Source organism: Mycobacterium numidiamassiliense (genome assembly GCF_900157365.1).
Lineage (GTDB): Bacteria > Actinomycetota > Actinomycetes > Mycobacteriales > Mycobacteriaceae > Mycobacterium > Mycobacterium numidiamassiliense.
The window spans coordinates 1,248,486-1,264,491 of record NZ_FUEZ01000003.1 but is presented as its reverse complement, the minus strand read 5'-3'; the positions used below and the strand labels follow the sequence as shown (position 1 = coordinate 1,264,491).

Here is a 16,006-nt window from a genome sequence, read left to right as displayed (position 1 = left end):
CCCCTAATGCATCATCCCCTAATGACGTCGAGAGGCTGGTGGGTTACGCACCGATCACCTGGGGCGTCGCAGCCGATAGCATCGTGGTAGCTGATCGGGCCTCGCCGCTGGACGTCGGGCGGCCTGGCAGGGTGAAGCGAGGAGGTGTTCGGTGGCAAACTCATTGCTCGACTTTGTGATCTCGCTGGTACGCGATCCCGACGCCGCCGCCCGCTATGCCGCCAACCCCGCGCAGTCGATCGCCGACGCTCACCTAACCGATGTGACCAGCGTTGACGTGAATAACCTGATCCCCATGGTGTCGGATTCGCTGGCGATAGCCGGTCCTGCCGGTGCTGGGGCGAACGCGCCGGCCGCCGATCATGGCAACGTGTGGTCAAGCGGGGCCGCCGCGGCTGCCCTGGATGCATTCACGCCGCACGTGCCCGCCGGGGTAGCCGGCCAGCACGCCCCGACAAGCAGCGTGATCAACCAGCCGGCTATCCAGCCGCCGGCCGAACCGCGTCCACTGGATATCGACTCGCACGGGCCATCCGTGCAGTTCACCACCGCCGAGGTGGCCGATCCCGTGGCCGCTCACGGCGTACTGCCGGCCGACGATGTGGCCGTGTGGGATCACGCCGTTCCGCACCCGCATCCCACCGCGGCCGATCACCACGGCTTCGGCATTCACGGCTGAATCTCCGCGATTTATCACGCCCTGACGTGCTGAAATACCGCTTTGCGCCCGACTCCCTTGGGGCTTGGAAAATTCCCCTAATCCCCTAACGATAACTTCCGGTCGACCCCCGGGATCGCCCGATCAGTTAGGGGCTCAGGCCCCGATTCGGGTGGGCTGCCGGATCCATAACGTGGGATTCAGAAACGGAGGGAACCGATCATGAACGAGCTGATCCAGTACATCCTGGACCTGTTTAGAAATCCGGCCGCCGCCCAAGCTTTCCTTTCTGGCCCCGGGCAGGCCATGACCGAAGCCGGTCTGGTCAACGTGTCGCCGGACGAGTTTTCGTCTGCGGTGGCTAGTGCGGCCCCGGGTGTTTACCTCCCGCTTGGCGACCCGATCGGTGGTCTGCAGCAAGTGTTGGCCGACCAGTACGGCTACGGCCCCGGTTATGGGGGTTATGACCCGGGCTATGGCGGATACGACCCGGGTTATGGCGGATACGACCCTGGTTATGGCGGATACGGGACGGGACCCATTGCCGCCGTTGCGGAAGACGGCGCCGCGTTGGTGGCCGACGCCGTGGCCCCGGCCGTGGATGTTGCCGGAGCCGTCGACGCCGGCCTGATCGGCGCTGTCGACGGCGGATTCGTGGGCGCTGGGTTTGGCTGGCAGCCAGGTTGGGGGGCATTCGGACCGGGCACCGGCGAGTGGGGCCCCGGCTACGGACCGGGTTGGGGCGGGTTCCGGCCGGGTTGGGACCGCTTTCGGCCCGGTTGGGACGACCACCGCCCGGGCCGGGGTGAATTCCGGCCGGGTTGGGAGGAGCACCGCCCGGGCTGGGGTGAGTTCGGACCCGGCACGGGCGAGCGCGGCCCGGGTTGGGGTGGACGCGGACCCGGTTTCGAGCACGGCTGGGGCGGACCCCGGCCCGGCTTTGATCCTCGCGGGGGCGAGTTCGGTCCGCGCGCCGGTTTCGGTGGCCACGTCGGTCTGGGCGCCGAGGTCAACGGCGGCCCGGGCCTCGGCGTTGGTCTGCGCGGAGGTGGTGGCCTGGGTGCCCAAACCGGCGAAGCCGGGCTGCGTGGCGAAGCGGGGCTGGCCGGGCGCGCGGGCTTTGACGGCGGCGCCGGCCTTCATGGCGCCGCCGCAGGTGCCCGCGTCGGAAGTGGCGCCCGAGCCGGGATAGCAGAACAAGCTGGCGTCGACGCCGGAATGGGTGGGGGAGCCGCCTTCGGTGCCAACGGCGCAGGCGGCGTTGCGCTCGTCAACCAGGCCGGTTTCGCCGGCCCGGCGGGTGGCGGCCTGACCGGCGCGGCCGGTACAGGGGGACAGGCCGCCGCCGGTGCCGGATGGGCTGGTGCCGGCAATGTCGGCGGGGTCGCCGGTAGCAACAGCGCACTGGGTGCCGGCGCGAGCGGTCAAGCGGGGGTAATCGCTAGCGAAGGCGCCGCGCTGAACGGCGCCGCCACTCCCCACGTGGCGGGCCCGCCCGGCGGCGTCGGCGTCGGCGGCCAAGCCGGCGTCAGCGCTGCCGGGGGTGCGGGGCTGGGCATCGGCGGCGAACGCGGCACCGCCATGTTGAGCGGCAATGCCAGCGCCCTGGGCGGACACGCCACGCCAGCATCTGCGGCCCCGGCTATGGCGGGCGGCGCTGGTCTGGGCGGGCATGCGGGCGGCGGTGTCGGCGGCGGAGCCGGGCTGGGCGGCCAGGCAGGTGCCGGAGTGGGCGCCGGGGGCGGGGCTCACGGCGGCATCCTGGGTCAGGAAGGTGCGGCGCTGGGCGGTGGCGGCACGGTCGCCGGCGGCGGCGTCTCGGCTCCGCACGGCCCGGACGCCGCGGGCGGACCGGGCCCCGTCATTCAAGGCGGAGCCGGCGCTGGGGGCGGCATCGGTGGCCACACGGCGCCCCCGTCGAATCCCGGCTCCGGTGTCCACGGCGAAGGATCGGGTGGGCCCGGCATCCACGGCGGCGCGGGCACCCCGGTGATCCAGCAGCCGCAGGCGCATTCGCCCGCTCCGGTCGAGCACTCGCCCGCGCCGGTGCAGCACGCACCTGCGCCCGTGCAGCACGCGCCCGCTCCGGTGCAACACGCCCCGGCGCCGGCGCAGCACAGCCCGTCGGTGTTCGAGGGCACGCCGCATGCTCCCGCACCGGTGCACGCCCCGGACCCCGCTCCGCATCCGGCGGCGCCGGCGCACGCCGGCCCGCACGGCTGATACCTGCTGCGCCTACCGTGATCTCAGTGCATCGATGCGAGAAAGATGGAGTGGCACGGTGACTCAACCCAGTGACCCACGACGGGTCGGTGTGATCGTCGAATTGATCGACCACACCATGGCCATCGCCGAACTCAACGACCGCGACGACCTCGCCCAGCGACTGGCGCGGGCCCGCGAGCGCATCACCGATCCGCAGATCCGGGTGGTGATCGCCGGACAGCTCAAACAGGGCAAGAGCCAGCTGCTCAACTCGCTGCTCAATCTGCCGGTGGCCCGAGTGGGCGACGACGAGGCGACCGTGGTGGTCACCGTCGTCGGCTATGGCGACCCGCCGTGGGCTCGGCTCGTTGTGGCCGCGGGGCCGGGCGGCGAACCCGCGGCCGTCGACATCCCGATCGACGACGTCAGCACCGATGTGCGTCAAGCGCCCCAGGCCGGCGGACGCGAAGTGCTGCGCGCCGAAATCGGTGCGCCGAGCCCGCTTTTGCAGGGCGGCCTGGCGTTCGTCGACACCCCGGGCGTAGGCGGACATGGGCAACCGCACCTGTCCGCGACGCTGGGACTGCTGCCCGACGCGGACGCCATGATCATGGTCAGCGACACCAGCCAGGAGTTAACCGAACCCGAGATGTGGTTCATCCGCCAGGCGCACCGGATCTGCCCCGTCGCGGTGCTCGCGGCGACCAAAACCGACCTGTATCCGCACTGGCGCGAGATCGTCAGCACCAATGCCGCACACCTGCAGCGCGCCGGGGTGCAGATCCCCATCGTGGCGGTCTCGTCGCTGCTGCGCAGTCAGGCCGTCACGCTCAACGACCAGGAGCTCAACGAGGAATCCAACTTCCCGTCGATCGTCAAATTCCTCAGCGAGAAGGTGCTGTCCCGCGAGACCGACCGCGTGCGAGATGTCGTGTTATCCGAAATACGTTCGGCTGCAGAGCAATTGACCATGTCTGCCGGTTCGGAGCTGGCGGTGTTCAACGACCCAGGGCTACGGGACCAGCTTACCGAGGACCTGGAGCGGCGCAAGAGAGAGGCGCTGGACGGGCTGGAGCAGACCGCGTTGTGGCAGCAGGTCCTCAACGACGGATTCACCGATCTGAGCAACGATGTCGACCACGACATGCGCGCCCGATTCCGCGCTCTCACCGAGGGCATCGAGCGCCAGATCGATTCGTGTGACCCGACGCAGCACTGGGCGGAGATCGGCGGGGACGTCGAAGAAGCCGTCGCCACCGCCGTCGGGGACAACTTCGTGTGGGCCTACCAACGGGCCGAGGCGCTGGCGCACGACGTGGCCCAGTCGTTCGCCGACGCGGGCCTGGATTCGGTGATCACCCCCGCGCTGAGCCCCCAGGAGATGGGCGGCGATTTCGGCGGGCTCAACTCGCTGGCCCAGCTGGACGCCAAGCCGGCGGGCAAGGGGCAGAAAGTGGTCACCGGACTGCGTGGTTCCTACGGCGGTGTGGTGATGATCGGCATGCTCTCGTCGGTGGCCGGACTTGGCCTATTCAACCCGCTGTCGGTCGGGGCCGGGCTGGTCCTGGGCCGCATGGCCTACAAGGAGGACAAGGAGAATCGGCTGTTGCGGGCGCGCGCCGAGGCGAAGACCAACGTGCGGCGCTTCGTCGACGACGTCTCCTTCGTGGTCGGCAAGGAATCCCGGGACCGGCTCAAGATCATCCACCGCACGCTGCGCGACCACTACCGCGACATCGCCAACGAACTCTCCCGCTCGCTCAACGAATCGCTGCAGTCCACCGTCGCCGCGGCGCACGTCGAAGAAGCCGAACGCGACAACACGGTCCGCGAATTAGAGCGGCAGTTGAATATCTTGAATCAGGTCATCGACAATGTGGACAAACTGACGCCGCAGGTGACCGTAGGACGGGTGTGAGCACAAGCGATCGGGTCCGCGCGATTCTGGGCGGCACCATCGAGGCCTATCGTGGCGAGCCCGCGTTCCGGCAGCGACCCGAGGTCTTCCACGAATTGGACCGCATCGGCGCGCGCCTGGCCGAACCGATCCGCATCGCGCTGGCCGGCACGCTCAAGGCCGGAAAGTCCACTCTCGTCAACGCATTGGTGGGCCAGGACATCGCCCCGACGGATGCCACCGAGGCCACCCGGATCGTGACCTGGTTCCGCCACGGGCCCACCCCGAAGGTCACCGCAAACCATTGGGGCGGAAGGCATTCCAACGTGCCGATTAGCCATAACGGCGGCCTGTCCTTCGACTTTCGGGCGCTCAACCCGGCCGACGTAGCCGAGCTGGACGTCGAATGGCCCGCCCAAGAACTGGCCGACACCACGATCATCGACACCCCCGGGACGTCGTCGCTGACACGCGATGCGTCCGAGCGCACGCTGCGGCTGCTGGTTCCGCATGACGGGGTGCCACGCGTGGACGCGGTGGTGTTCCTGTTGCGCACCCTCAACGCCGCCGACGTCGCCCTGCTCCGCCAGATCGGCCAGCTCGTCGGCGGGTCGACGGGTGCGCTGGGCATCATCGGGGTGGCATCACGCGCCGACGAGATCGGTGCCGGACGGATCGACGCGATGCTGTCGGCCGCCGACGTGGCAAAGCGATTCACCAGCGAGATGAACCAGACCGGCATCTGTCAGGCGGTGGTGCCGGTGTCCGGCCTGCTCGCGCTCACCGCGCGGACGCTGCGCCAAAGCGAGTTCATGGCACTGCAGAAGCTTGCGGGTGCCGACCCCGCCGAACTGAGCAAGGCCATGCTGAGCGTGGATCGCTTCGTGCGGGCCAACGAGCAGTTGCCGGTCGACGCGGCGACCCGAGCCGAATTGCTCGAGCGATTCGGCATGTTCGGCATCCGGATTTCGATCGCGGTGCTGGCCGCCGGCGTCACCGATGCGGCGGGGCTGGCCGACGAACTGCTGGAACGCAGCGGGCTGGTGGCGCTGCGTGAGGTCATCGATCAGCAGTTCGCCCAGCGTTCCGAGATGCTCAAGGCGCATACCGCGCTGGTGACCCTGCGCAGGTTCGTCGAGGCCTTCCCCATCGTGGCCACGCCCTACATCATCGCCGACATCGATCCGCTACTCGCCGACACCCACGCGTTCGAGGAGCTTCGTCTGCTCGGTCAATTGCATTCGCGCCCAACAACATTGAACCCAGACGAGATCGCCTCCCTGCGCCGCATCATCGGTGGTGCGGGCACCCTGCCGGCCAGCCGGCTGGGGCTGAACGCCGAGGACCCCCACGCCGACCCGCACGAGGGTCCGCGCGCCGCGTTCGCCGCGGCGCAGCGCTGGCGCCGCCGGGCCGAGCATCCGCTGAACGACCCGTTCACCACCCGGGCTTGCCGTGCCGCGGTGCGCAGCGCCGAGGCGATGGTCGCCGACTTCGCCGCCCACGGCTACGACGTCAACGTGCAGCCGCGCTAGCGCCACCGGGGGAACAGCGGGAACAGGCGCGGCCTGTCTCGCGTGGGCGATGGCGGTTCCGTGGTTGTGGGCGGCAGCGTCGTCGTGGTGACCGGCGGTTGCGTCGTGGTCGGCGGTTGCGTGGTCGTCACCGGCGCCTCCGTGGTGGTCGGCGGTGGCGGTGGCGGCGCCTCGCTAGTAGTGGTGGTGGTCGTCGTCGACTCGGTCACCGTCACCGTCTGCGGCGTCGACGGGGCCGACGGCGCCGGAGTCGTCTGGCTCGGCGGCGTGACCGGAGGGGTTTCGTTGCGGCCCAAGGTAAGTGCCAACACCACGCCCAGCAGCAACAGGGCCAGGGCCGCGCTGCCCACACCAAAGACCAGCGCCGTGCGCTTGTACCAGGGCAGCGGCCCTGGCCCGACGCCGTAGCCGTCGTCTTCGGAGTCGTCGAAATCCATTGCGTCCCGGACGTATTGGCCACTGTGTTCCGGACCGGTGTAGGGGACCGGCCCGTCGTCCGCGTCGGGGTCTTCCGACCAGGCCAGGGGGCGGTCTTCCTCGATGCGGGCGCCGGGGAGCACCTGGGTCATGTCGGGCGCAGCGGCGGCGGCCAGTTCCGTCGGGTTCTCGACGACCGGGGCCGCGGTGGTGGGCGCCGGAGGTTGCTGCTCACCGAATGCGGCCGCGCCGACGGCGGCGCTGAAGGCGGGCGCCGGCGTGCTGTGCAGCGGCACCCCCAGCCGCTCGGAAAGCCGAGCCCCCAGCAGCGGGATGCTCGCGCCGCCGCCGACCGCGGCCACGGCGGTCAGGTCAGACGTACGAATCTCGTTGCGCTGTAATATCTCTTCGACCGAGCCGAGGAATCGGTCCAGCGACTCGGAGATGATTTCCTCGAATTCGTTGCGGGACAGCTGCACATCCTCGCCGGGGCCCAGCGCGACCGTGGCCGCGGACGCCGACGACAGCTCCTCCTTGGCGTGCCGGCATTGCTCGAGCTGACGGGTCAGCGACCCCATCCGCGTGGTGCTGGCCAGCCCGCCGGTGGTGTCGGCGTTCGGGGTGTTGCCCCGCAGGTGATTGAGGATGAGCTGATCGATCGCGTCGCCGGAGAAATCCCTATCCCGAACCGACGGGCCGATCTGGGCAAAGCCGGACCCGGCATCGACCAGCGTCACGGTGGTGCCCGCGGCCCCGAAGTCGCACAGCGCTACGACGCCGGTGGTGGGAAATCCCGGTTCGGCGCGCAGCGCGGTGAGCGCGGCCTCGGCGTCGGAGATCACTGCCGGGGCCGCACCGGCCGTCGTCAGTCCCGGCTGGGCGAAGAACTCTTCACGCAGCGCCGCGGACTGGCCTTCGGACCAATAGGCGGGGACCGCGATGGTGATCGGGGTTCCGTAGCCGACCGAGCGCGCCATCGCCTCGAGCGCCTCGACCGTCAACGCATCGCCCAGGTACTTGGTCCCGTCCGAAGCCACCAGCGGAGTGCGGTCCCCGACGCGCTCGACGAATCCCCGCATCACCAACCCGGATTCGGCCGCAGTCGGATTTTCCTCCGGCAGACCGACTTCGGATGGCTGCTGGTCGAACAGCGTCAACACGGATCTGCGAGTCACCGGGGCGCTGCCCGCGCGCGCGGCGACCAGGTTGGCCACCCCGATCGACAACCCGAGCGACTCGCTCATCTCGCATACCCCTGTAATTGCCTGTGGATTTCCCGTGAGTCTAGGTGCGGGACCGAATCACGGGCCGGGGGGCAAGGTGATTTCGGTCGGCAGCCCCGGTAGGCCCGGCAATGTCGGCAGCGTCGGCAGGGTGATCACCGACGGCAGTTGCGGCAACGGGAACGCCCCGGGTGACGAGGTGGTCGTAGCGGTCGGAGTGACGACGTCGGTGGTGGACGGCGCCGGAACTTCCGTGCTGATCGTCGAGGCCGTTTGCTGCGGAGTCGGCTGCGCAGTGGGAGGGACGACGGGCGGGGCGCTCGACGGGGGCGAGGTCGTCGCGGTGGGGGCGATGGTGATGGCCGGCTCCTGCGGCGGGGCGCCCTCGGCCAGCTGGATGATGCCCCACACGATCAGCGCAATCAGGATCGCGATCAGTACGCCCCAGCCGGCCAACGCAATTGGTCTGCGCCAGCCGGGAATCGGCTCCTGCGGCTCAGGTTCGTAGCCGCTCACGGTCGGGTCATACACGAGGAAGTCTGACGGCGCACGCCCTGCCATGGTCGCTGAGATTATCGGTGATGTTCACGCAGATACGGATGCCACACCCGCGACCACCGACCGGCAGTCAAACGTTGACCAGATCGCAACCAACTTGTTAGGACAGGCCCGGCACCGCCGTCGGCAGCCACGAGGGCCAGTGATGCCGACGCGTCGGTTGCTGCTGGGTGTAGGTGGGCTGTTGGGCCGGCGGCGGCGGCGTGCTGCTGGTGGTCGTCGTCGGTGCGGTGGTGGTCGGCGGCGGGGTCGTGGTTTCGGTGGCGCTGCTGCTGGTTGTGGTGGTTGGTGTCGTCGTCGACGTGGTCGTGGTCGAACTGGGAACGCTGCTGGTGCCCTGATCCTGCACGAGCTCCATAATCCCGTAGACGATCAGCGCGATCAGGATCAGTACAAAGATGCCCCACGCGATGAGCACGACCGGCCTGCGGTACCACTCGATGGGCTCGGGCTCTTCCTCGAAAGGATCGAGCGATCCGAATGGCGCGGGCTGATCACCGGGGGTTGGCAGCGGCCCAGGCGGCGGCGAGGGAGGCTGCTGTCCACCGATATTGATGTGCCGGGTCGGCTGATCGTTGAACTCGTCGGGCGGGCCATTGGGTGCCACGGCACTGATCGTACTGACCCCGCCCGCCTAGAACGTGTTGACCTTCTCGACGCTGACGAACATGCCGTGCCCGGTGTGGTCGTTGGAGAAGCTGGTCCCGGCCTCGGTGGCTTTGATCGTCCAGCCCTGCGCGTCGTAGGTCTTGTAGTCGATGGTGACGGTGGGGATGGCGCCCAGGTTGCCCAGCACCCACTGCACCGCTCCGCTGGAGGTGATGCTGACACCGTTGGCGTGCTCACCATCCTGCAGGGGGGAGTTGGTGAACGGGGCCTCGCATCCGACGGTGTCCTTGTTGATCTGGCAGCGGGTGACGCCGGACTTGGTTTCGATGAAGACGTAGCCGTTCTGATCCGGTGGCAGCGGGATGGCGCCGGCCGGCGTGGGCGGTCCCACCGGCGCTGACGGCGGGGCCGACGTAGGGCCCGGGATGGCCGACGGCGGCGACAACGTGGGAGCCTGCCTCGGCGTGGGAAAGCTCGGCTCCGACGGCCCGGCGCCGGGCCCGGCGACCGGCTTGCCTTCGATGGTCGAACCGCAGCCTGAGACCAACAAAGGGCCAGCTAGGATGGCCGCGAATATCAGCGAACCACCGGTCAAACCTCGTCGTGCACTTCGCGACAACCGCACGCGCTGCTCCCCGAAAATCACCGAATGTCAGAGGTCAGGGTACGCATTCGGCAGCGCGAGTTGCTGGCGCGACGCGGTGTTGAAATCTCGCCGAGAGCAAACTGTTACCGGCCTCGACGGCTACACGCCCAGCAGTTGCTCGGCGTTGCGGTGGCTGATGGCGGCCCGGTCGTCGTCGGACAGCGACAGCTTGTCGAGAAATTCGCAGGAGGCGCGCATCGACCAGAACGGATAATCGGTCGAAAACGCCACTCGCCCAACGCCGACCTGAGCGACCAGGTTGGCGTACATTGCCTCGTCGTTGAAATTGGCGAAGGTGTAGTGCAGGTTCTGCCGTAGGTAGGTGCTGACGGGATGCTTGAGCCCGGTCAGCTCCGGCTTCAGCGTGGCGTCGAATCGCGGGAGCATGAACGAGGTCCCTTCGCCCATGTGCCCGATGATGACCTGCAACCCCGGGTGCCGGTCGAAGACGCCACCGAGAATCAGCCGCAACACGTGGGTGGCGGTGTTGATGTGCCAACCCCAGCCGACCGTTGCCAGCGCGAACGTGACGTCGGGGGAGAAACCCGCATAACTGGATTCGATGACGCCCGCCGGCGGGATCGTCGGGTGCAGGTAGATCGGGACGTTCAACGCCGCCACGCGGTCGAGAACCGGCTCGAAGAAGGGGTCGTCCAGATAGCGACCCTGGCTGTGCCCGTTGATAACCGCGCCGGGAAACCCGAGTGTGCGTACCGCCCGCTCGAGTTCGTCGGCCGCCGCGTCGGGCGCGCTGATCGGGACGGTGGCAAACCCGGCCAGCCGATCCGGATAGCGCGCCACTGCCGCCGCGAGTTCGTCGTTGCATTCGCGCGCCAGCCCAACGGCTTCCGTGGCGTCCAGCTGTTCCACCCCTGGCGCGGCCAGCGACAGCACCGCGAGGTCGACGCCCGCGTCGTCCATCGCCGCGATGCGGCCGTCGCCGAGATCGCAGATCGGCTCGACGATGCCCGCGCGCGAGGCGAGCCAGCTCCCCGGTCCACGCAGGAATGCCGTTGTGGCGTAATGCTCTTCGAGAGCGATGGTCCGCATGCGGTGCTAGCCCTCCAGGACCCGGCGTGCGGCCGACCAATACGACAGCTCCTCGCGCTTGGCGGGCAGCCGAACCGTTTTGGTGTAACCGTATTCCGCCAACGTCTCCTGGGCGTGCTCGCGTCCGAATCCGCTGTGGCCGACGCCACCGAATCCGGTGCCGATCGATATCCGGTGATAGTTATTGACGAACACCGCCCCGGCCCTGATCTGCCGGCTCACCCGCAGCGCCCGATCGCTGTCCTGGGTGAACACCGCGGAAACCAGTCCGAAGGGCGTGCTGTTGGCGATCCGCACCGCCTCGTCTTCGTCGGCGAAGCGAATCAACGTGACGACCGGGCCGAAGATCTCCTCCCGGGCGACGCGCATCCGGGGGACCACATCGGTCAATACCGTTGGCGCAACGAAGAATCCCGCCGCCAGCCGCGGATCGTTGGGCAGCGGCGCCTGGGCCGCGATGGTCGCCCCTTCGGCCACGCCGATCTTGAGGTAGTTCAAGACCTGCTGCTGCTGGGCCCGGGTGACCAGCGGCCCGACGTCGGTGGTGGGATCGGCGCCGTCACCGACCCGCAGCCGGGTCACCGCCGCGCACAGCTTCTCGGAGAACTCGGTATAGATGCTGTCCTGCACCAGGATTCGCGATGCCGCGGTGCACGCCTCGCCCTGGTTGAAAAAGCCGCCGTCGACGGCGGCCAGCAATGCCTCGGGCAGATTCGCGTCACCGAAAACCAGCAGCGGGTTCTTGCCGCCCAGCTCCATCAGCGCAGGGGTGAGGTTGTTCGCGGCGGTGCGCAGCACCGCAGAGCCGGTCTTCGGCGATCCGGTGAACGACACCTTGCCGACCAGCCGATGGCCGGCCAGCGCGGCACCCACCTCGCCGCGGCCCGGCACGGCGTGCACCACCCGCTCGGGCAGCACCGAACTGATCAGCTCGACCATGCGCAGCACCACCGACGGCGTCTGCTCCGGTGGTTTGAGCACGATGGCGTTGCCGACGGCCAGGGCCGGTGCGACCTTGCCCGCGGTGTGGATCGGGGGCCAGTTGAACGGCACGATGCCGGCGATCACCCCGTAGGGTTCCAGCGTGCTCACGTCCAGCACCGGGCCGTAGTCGCGCGCCTGGCTCGGCATCGCTTCCACCGCGCTGGCGAAGTAGTCGAAGATGGCAATCGCGGCCTCGACGTCGAACTGGCGCGCCTGGGTGATGGGCTTGCCCATCTCCAGCGACTCGAGTGCGGCGATCTCGTCCGCGTGAGCCCGGATGATTTCGGCGACCTTGCGCAGGTATGCGCCGCGTTCCCGCGCCGGGCGCTGCTTCCAGCGCAGGTGCGCGGCGTGGGCCTTGCGCACCGCCTGGTCTACCTCGACCGGGCCGGCACCCTGAACAACGGTGACCGCCTGGCCGGTGGCGGGGTTCTCCACGACGAATTGGTCGTCGGTGGACGCCGACGACCAGCGTGTTCTGGTCCGGGTCAAGGGGATCATTTGCTGAGTCATACTGCGCCCGAGGCTACGCTGACCTGCGCAATCGGTGCCAACGACAGGTTTTGATGGGTGTCAGCACCTTCGGTGATAATGGCTGGGTGGAGCTGCGCCACCTCGAGTACTTTCTCGCCGTCGCCGAGAACCGCAGCTTCACCGAGGCCGCGAAGCGACTACACGTCGTCCAATCCGGGGTGTCCGCGACGATCAAGGCGCTGGAACGCGAACTCGGGGTGGACCTTTTCGTCCGCGGCCCGGGGGGCGTCACCCTGACCCCGGCCGGCCAGGAATTGCGACCGCGAGCCCGCGAAACCCTGGATGCCGCCCGCGCCGCCAGGGACGCCGTCAGCGCCACCCGCGGTTCCGTCCGGGGCACCGTCACGGTCGGGACGTTGACGCGGATCAACGTCATCGATCTGCCCACTCTGCTGGTCGACCTGCATGCCCGGCATCCCGAGGTCGTGGTCCATCTGCGCGCCGCCAGCGCCGGATCGGCCGGCCTACTCCGGCAACTCCGCGATGGCGACCTCGACGTCGCGTTTCTGGTTTTCACCGGCGCTGTCCCGGCCGACCTGGACGCGCGGCTCGCCGCAGCCGTCCCGCTACTGCTGGTTGTTCCCACCGATCATCGACTTGCACAACGTAATTCGGTGACGCTGGCCGAACTGGCCGGAATGTCCTTCGTGGACAGCCCATTGGGATACGGCACCAGGACCGTGATCGACAAAGCATTCGCCGAGGCGGGCATCGAACGGACGGTTGCGGTGGAGGTCGCCGACCTGGGCACGGCCGCGACGTATATCCGAAACGGGTTGGGAATCGGCTTTTTGAGTTGGAGCATTCTCGACGACATCGACGATTCCGGCCTGGCGACGGTCCGCATCTCCGATTACGAGCTCGAATGGCGGCTGTTCGTCACGACGTCCGCGCTGCGGCCGCCCAGCGCGGCCACCCGCGCCTTGCTCGCGCTGATCGACGAGACCCTACCGCGCTAGCAGCGGACGTCGCCCGCGGTCCGGTAGCCGTAGCGATCGATGACGTCGCCCCATTTCTCGTCGATCATCGCCCGCTGTTCGGCAGTCAGCTCGTAGCTGTTGGTCCGGTAATCCACGTGGTCGGCCAGGTATTCGCGCAGGCGTGGCAGGTACTGTTCGAAACCGCCGAGGTCAAGATGCTCGTAGAGGCGGCGCAGCTGGCCTTCGGGATCGCTGATCAGATCCTCGTAGCGCAATTCGTAAAAGCGGGACGGGTCAACGAGTTCGCGGCCCTCGTCCACTTTGCGGTACAGGTCGACGTAGGTGGAAAGAACCCGCTCGTCCAATCCCTCGAACGTCGGGCGTTGCAGGCTGTGCACACGGGACAACGACTTGAGCAGATGAATGCTGGACGGATACACGACATACGGATCGCGCATGATGTGGATGAACTTCGCATCCGGAAAGACCTCCAGCAGCGCCTTGATTCGGAAACTGTGGTTTGGGTTTTTCAGGACCACCGTCTTGCGGCGGCGGAAGTACAGCTGCTGAACGAACCGGAACAGCGGCCGCTTCCACGCTTCGAGCTCTTGCGGCGTCAGCTGCTCCAAATCGAGGTATCGCTCGTTTTGTGGCGGCCGATTCGGAAACGCCAGCGTCAGGTACGGCGACGGCTGTCCCTGCATGATCCAGAGGAACTCGTCTTCCTGCGGGTGATGCAGGCTCGAATCCATGTTGTCCATGGCCCGATGCTTGGACACCATGAATCCCGTCAGCGGCGCCAGCCGCTCAGTCAGCAGAAAGTGTTGCGGCGCAATGCATTGGTAGCCGGTCGGGCCGATGTATCGATCGTCGAGCACCAACAGCTCGTGCAGCAGCGTAGTGCCGGTACGCCAGTGCCCGACGATGAAGATGGGCGGATCGGCGATCACCGTTTCGGCCACTCGCTTGCCGAACACGAGCTTTTGCAGCAACCCCAAGATCGAATTGATAACGCTGACAAAGGTATACAGGACGGCGTAGTGCCAGCGACTCCAGTGCACGGCAAAACGGTTGCGGATCAGCAAGCGGGACCAGGCCGAGAAATTGCAGCCGATCCACACCGGCGCGGCCCACTCTCGCCACCTGGAAAGCAGCGACGTCTGCCGGGGAGCCGTCATCACACGGGCGACAAGCTGGTCGCCGTCACGCGGGGCGTCACGGCGACCTTCAGCCGGGTCAGGCCCCGAAGGTTCGCGTTCGTCGTCCACGCCGGAGGCTCGAGAACGTCGATGCGCTCGATGTGCTCGACGATCTCGCGCAACACCGCCTGGCCCTCCATCCGCGCCAGCTGAGCCCCCGGGCAGGCGTGAATGCCGGAGCCGAATGCCAGATGTCCGGCCGAGTTGCGGTCGGCGCGAAAGACATCCGGGTCGTCGAATTGCCGCGGGTCGCGGTTGGCCGCGCCCCACGCCAGCAGGACCAGGGATCCGGCCGGGATGACGGCATCGCCGACACGGTAGTCGACACGTGTTGTGCGGCAGATGTTTTGGACCGGGGACATGAAGCGAAGCTGTTCCTCGATCGCCGACGGGATCAGCTCCGGCCGTTGTGCCAGCAGCTCGAGCTGGTCCGGGAAGTTGGCCAGCGTGAGGAACAGGGTGCTGATCATGTTGGCGCTGGTCTCGTAGCCCGCGACCATCAGCAATACGGCGAACAACGACAATTCGCTGTCGCTGAGTCGTCCTTGTTCGGCCAGCGCGGTGAGCTGGCCAAGCACGGTGGAGTTCTTCAGCAGCCCGTTGTCGCGCCGGTGCGTGAACAGGGCACGCAGTTTGCGGAATCCGGTGATGCCCTGCATCAGCGAAACCAGCCCCTGCGTGGAGAAATTGACCTCGGTGATGCGGATCGCCTGGTTGGACAGACGGGCGAAAGCGGCCGCGTCGCCGCCCGCGACGCCCAGCACGTTCGTGATGGTGCGCATCGTCATTGGCGTGGCCACGGTGGACACGACGTCCGCCGGCGTCTGTGCCAGCAGCCGGCCGACCACCTCGCGGGCAAGCTCGTCGACCAGCGGGCGCCAGGTCTCCAGCGCACCGCGGCTCAAGCCCGGTGCCAGCTGCTTGCGCATCCGGGTGTGGGCCGGCTGATCGGAAGTGGGCAGGAAGGGCGGTGAGCCCTGCGAGAAGGTGACCCCGCTGGCGCTGGACAACACGTCGTGGTTGCGGGCAGCGTCGCGGACGTCGGAGTAGCGGCTCAGGATGTAGACATCGCGTTTGGGGTTGTAGTGCACTCGCTCGCCCGCCAGCAGCGCCCGGTAGTACGGATACGGGTTGGCGGCCGTCGCCGGGTCCAGCGGATCGAAATCGGTGAGCTGGACGTGCTGATGGGTGTTGCTGCCGACCAACCTCGAGCGGGCCTTCTTGGCGGTGGTGAGGGCGAGAACCTTGGCCACCATCGGCGCAGACGCCTTCGCAAGCTGTGCGTCACGGCGCATTGTGGTCGCCGTACCAAAATTGCTGGCCCTATACGGACAGCCAGGTACCCCAACCTGTGCTGTCGCGGATGGCCGCGTAGCTGTCATGATGCTGCGCCTTCCCCCGGTGTGTCCGAAGCACGACGGTACTGATCCGCCATGCCAGGCGCACCGCAGTTAACGGAAGTGTAATTAAGAATTGGTTGCGGACAGGCAACATATTTTCGAATCAATCGGCTTGGCGTGGGCTTTTGCCGAAAGTGACGATCACCACACCGCTCGTCGCCGCTCTCGGTG

13 protein-coding genes are annotated in these 16,006 nt (G+C 67.8%); 5 read left to right on the top strand and 8 right to left on the bottom strand.

Annotated elements, in window-relative coordinates:
* Positions 1-151: 151 nt before the first annotated feature.
* The 4 genes from MNAB215_RS05900 (at position 152) to iniC (ending at position 6,295) form a co-directional block, all read left to right on the top strand.
* Entirely contained in the window at positions 152-679 is a 528-nt protein-coding gene (locus MNAB215_RS05900; RefSeq protein WP_077077869.1) for an Rv0340 family IniB-related protein, read from the top strand.
* A 201-nt stretch (positions 680-880) separates the two neighbouring features.
* Positions 881-2,881 (top strand): IniB N-terminal domain-containing protein, encoded by a 2,001-nt coding sequence (locus tag MNAB215_RS30470; RefSeq protein WP_077077868.1) that lies wholly within the window; start codon positions 881-883, stop codon positions 2,879-2,881.
* Between the two features lie 58 nt (positions 2,882-2,939).
* The gene (locus tag MNAB215_RS05890; RefSeq protein WP_077077867.1) at positions 2,940-4,781 is read left to right on the top strand and encodes a dynamin-like GTPase family protein; all 1,842 of its coding nucleotides are present in this window, start codon (positions 2,940-2,942) and stop codon (positions 4,779-4,781) included.
* The gene (gene iniC / locus MNAB215_RS05885; protein WP_077077866.1) at positions 4,778-6,295 is read left to right on the top strand and encodes an isoniazid-induced dynamin-like GTPase IniC; all 1,518 of its coding nucleotides are present in this window, start codon (positions 4,778-4,780) and stop codon (positions 6,293-6,295) included. The genes MNAB215_RS05890 and iniC overlap by 4 nt, the downstream gene beginning before the upstream one ends.
* On the opposite strand, the gene MNAB215_RS05880 is transcribed toward iniC, so the two are convergent.
* From MNAB215_RS05880 to MNAB215_RS05855, 6 genes are all read right to left on the bottom strand, one after another.
* Positions 6,292-7,956: an Hsp70 family protein gene (locus MNAB215_RS05880; RefSeq protein WP_077077865.1), complete on the bottom strand. Its 1,665-nt coding sequence runs from the start codon at positions 7,954-7,956 to the stop codon at positions 6,292-6,294. The two genes, iniC and MNAB215_RS05880, sit on opposite strands and share 4 nt — an antisense overlap.
* Positions 7,957-8,013: 57 nt before the next feature.
* Entirely contained in the window at positions 8,014-8,496 is a 483-nt protein-coding gene (locus MNAB215_RS05875) for an oligopeptide transporter substrate-binding protein (RefSeq protein WP_131829084.1), read from the bottom strand.
* 97 nt (positions 8,497-8,593) lie between these two features.
* Entirely contained in the window at positions 8,594-9,100 is a 507-nt protein-coding gene (locus MNAB215_RS05870; RefSeq protein ID WP_077077863.1) for a hypothetical protein, read from the bottom strand.
* 27 nt (positions 9,101-9,127) lie between these two features.
* Positions 9,128-9,727 carry a hypothetical protein gene (locus tag MNAB215_RS05865; protein ID WP_077077862.1) on the bottom strand — a complete coding sequence of 200 codons (600 nt, stop codon included), beginning with the start codon at positions 9,725-9,727 and terminating at the stop codon, positions 9,128-9,130.
* A gap of 120 nt (positions 9,728-9,847) precedes the next feature.
* Complete coding sequence (locus MNAB215_RS05860) at positions 9,848-10,798, bottom strand: amidohydrolase family protein (RefSeq protein WP_077077861.1); 951 nt, start codon at positions 10,796-10,798, stop codon at positions 9,848-9,850.
* A gap of 6 nt (positions 10,799-10,804) precedes the next feature.
* Entirely contained in the window at positions 10,805-12,295 is a 1,491-nt protein-coding gene (locus MNAB215_RS05855) for an aldehyde dehydrogenase family protein (RefSeq protein WP_245830137.1), read from the bottom strand.
* A gap of 53 nt (positions 12,296-12,348) precedes the next feature.
* Between MNAB215_RS05855 and MNAB215_RS05850 the strand changes: the two genes are divergently transcribed.
* Positions 12,349-13,275: a LysR family transcriptional regulator gene (locus tag MNAB215_RS05850; RefSeq protein ID WP_245830136.1), complete on the top strand. Its 927-nt coding sequence runs from the start codon at positions 12,349-12,351 to the stop codon at positions 13,273-13,275.
* On the opposite strand, the gene MNAB215_RS05845 is transcribed toward MNAB215_RS05850, so the two are convergent.
* Together MNAB215_RS05845 and MNAB215_RS05840 are read right to left on the bottom strand one after the other, a co-directional pair.
* Positions 13,272-14,414: a sulfotransferase family protein gene (locus MNAB215_RS05845; RefSeq protein ID WP_077078452.1), complete on the bottom strand. Its 1,143-nt coding sequence runs from the start codon at positions 14,412-14,414 to the stop codon at positions 13,272-13,274. The genes MNAB215_RS05850 and MNAB215_RS05845 overlap by 4 nt on opposite strands.
* Complete coding sequence (locus tag MNAB215_RS05840; protein WP_077077860.1) at positions 14,414-15,817, bottom strand: cytochrome P450; 1,404 nt, start codon at positions 15,815-15,817, stop codon at positions 14,414-14,416. Before MNAB215_RS05840 ends, MNAB215_RS05845 begins: the two co-directional genes overlap by 1 nt.
* Between the last annotated feature and the right edge of the window lie 189 nt (positions 15,818-16,006).

What these genes read in the sequence shown, in the direction of transcription:
- MNAB215_RS05840 (WP_077077860.1), bottom strand. Translation starts at nt 15,817, where the DNA reads ATGACAGCTACGCGGCCATCCGCGACAGCACAGGTTGGGGTACCTGGC.
- MNAB215_RS05845 (WP_077078452.1), bottom strand. Translation starts at nt 14,414, where the DNA reads ATGACGGCTCCCCGGCAGACGTCGCTGCTTTCCAGGTGGCGAGAGTGG.
- MNAB215_RS30470 (WP_077077868.1), top strand. Translation starts at nt 881, where the DNA reads ATGAACGAGCTGATCCAGTACATCCTGGACCTGTTTAGAAATCCGGCC.
- MNAB215_RS05860 (WP_077077861.1), bottom strand. Translation starts at nt 10,798, where the DNA reads ATGCGGACCATCGCTCTCGAAGAGCATTACGCCACAACGGCATTCCTG.
- MNAB215_RS05880 (WP_077077865.1), bottom strand. Translation starts at nt 7,956, where the DNA reads ATGAGCGAGTCGCTCGGGTTGTCGATCGGGGTGGCCAACCTGGTCGCC.
- MNAB215_RS05855 (WP_245830137.1), bottom strand. Translation starts at nt 12,295, where the DNA reads ATGACTCAGCAAATGATCCCCTTGACCCGGACCAGAACACGCTGGTCG.
- MNAB215_RS05850 (WP_245830136.1), top strand. Translation starts at nt 12,349, where the DNA reads ATGGGTGTCAGCACCTTCGGTGATAATGGCTGGGTGGAGCTGCGCCAC.
- MNAB215_RS05875 (WP_131829084.1), bottom strand. Translation starts at nt 8,496, where the DNA reads ATGGCAGGGCGTGCGCCGTCAGACTTCCTCGTGTATGACCCGACCGTG.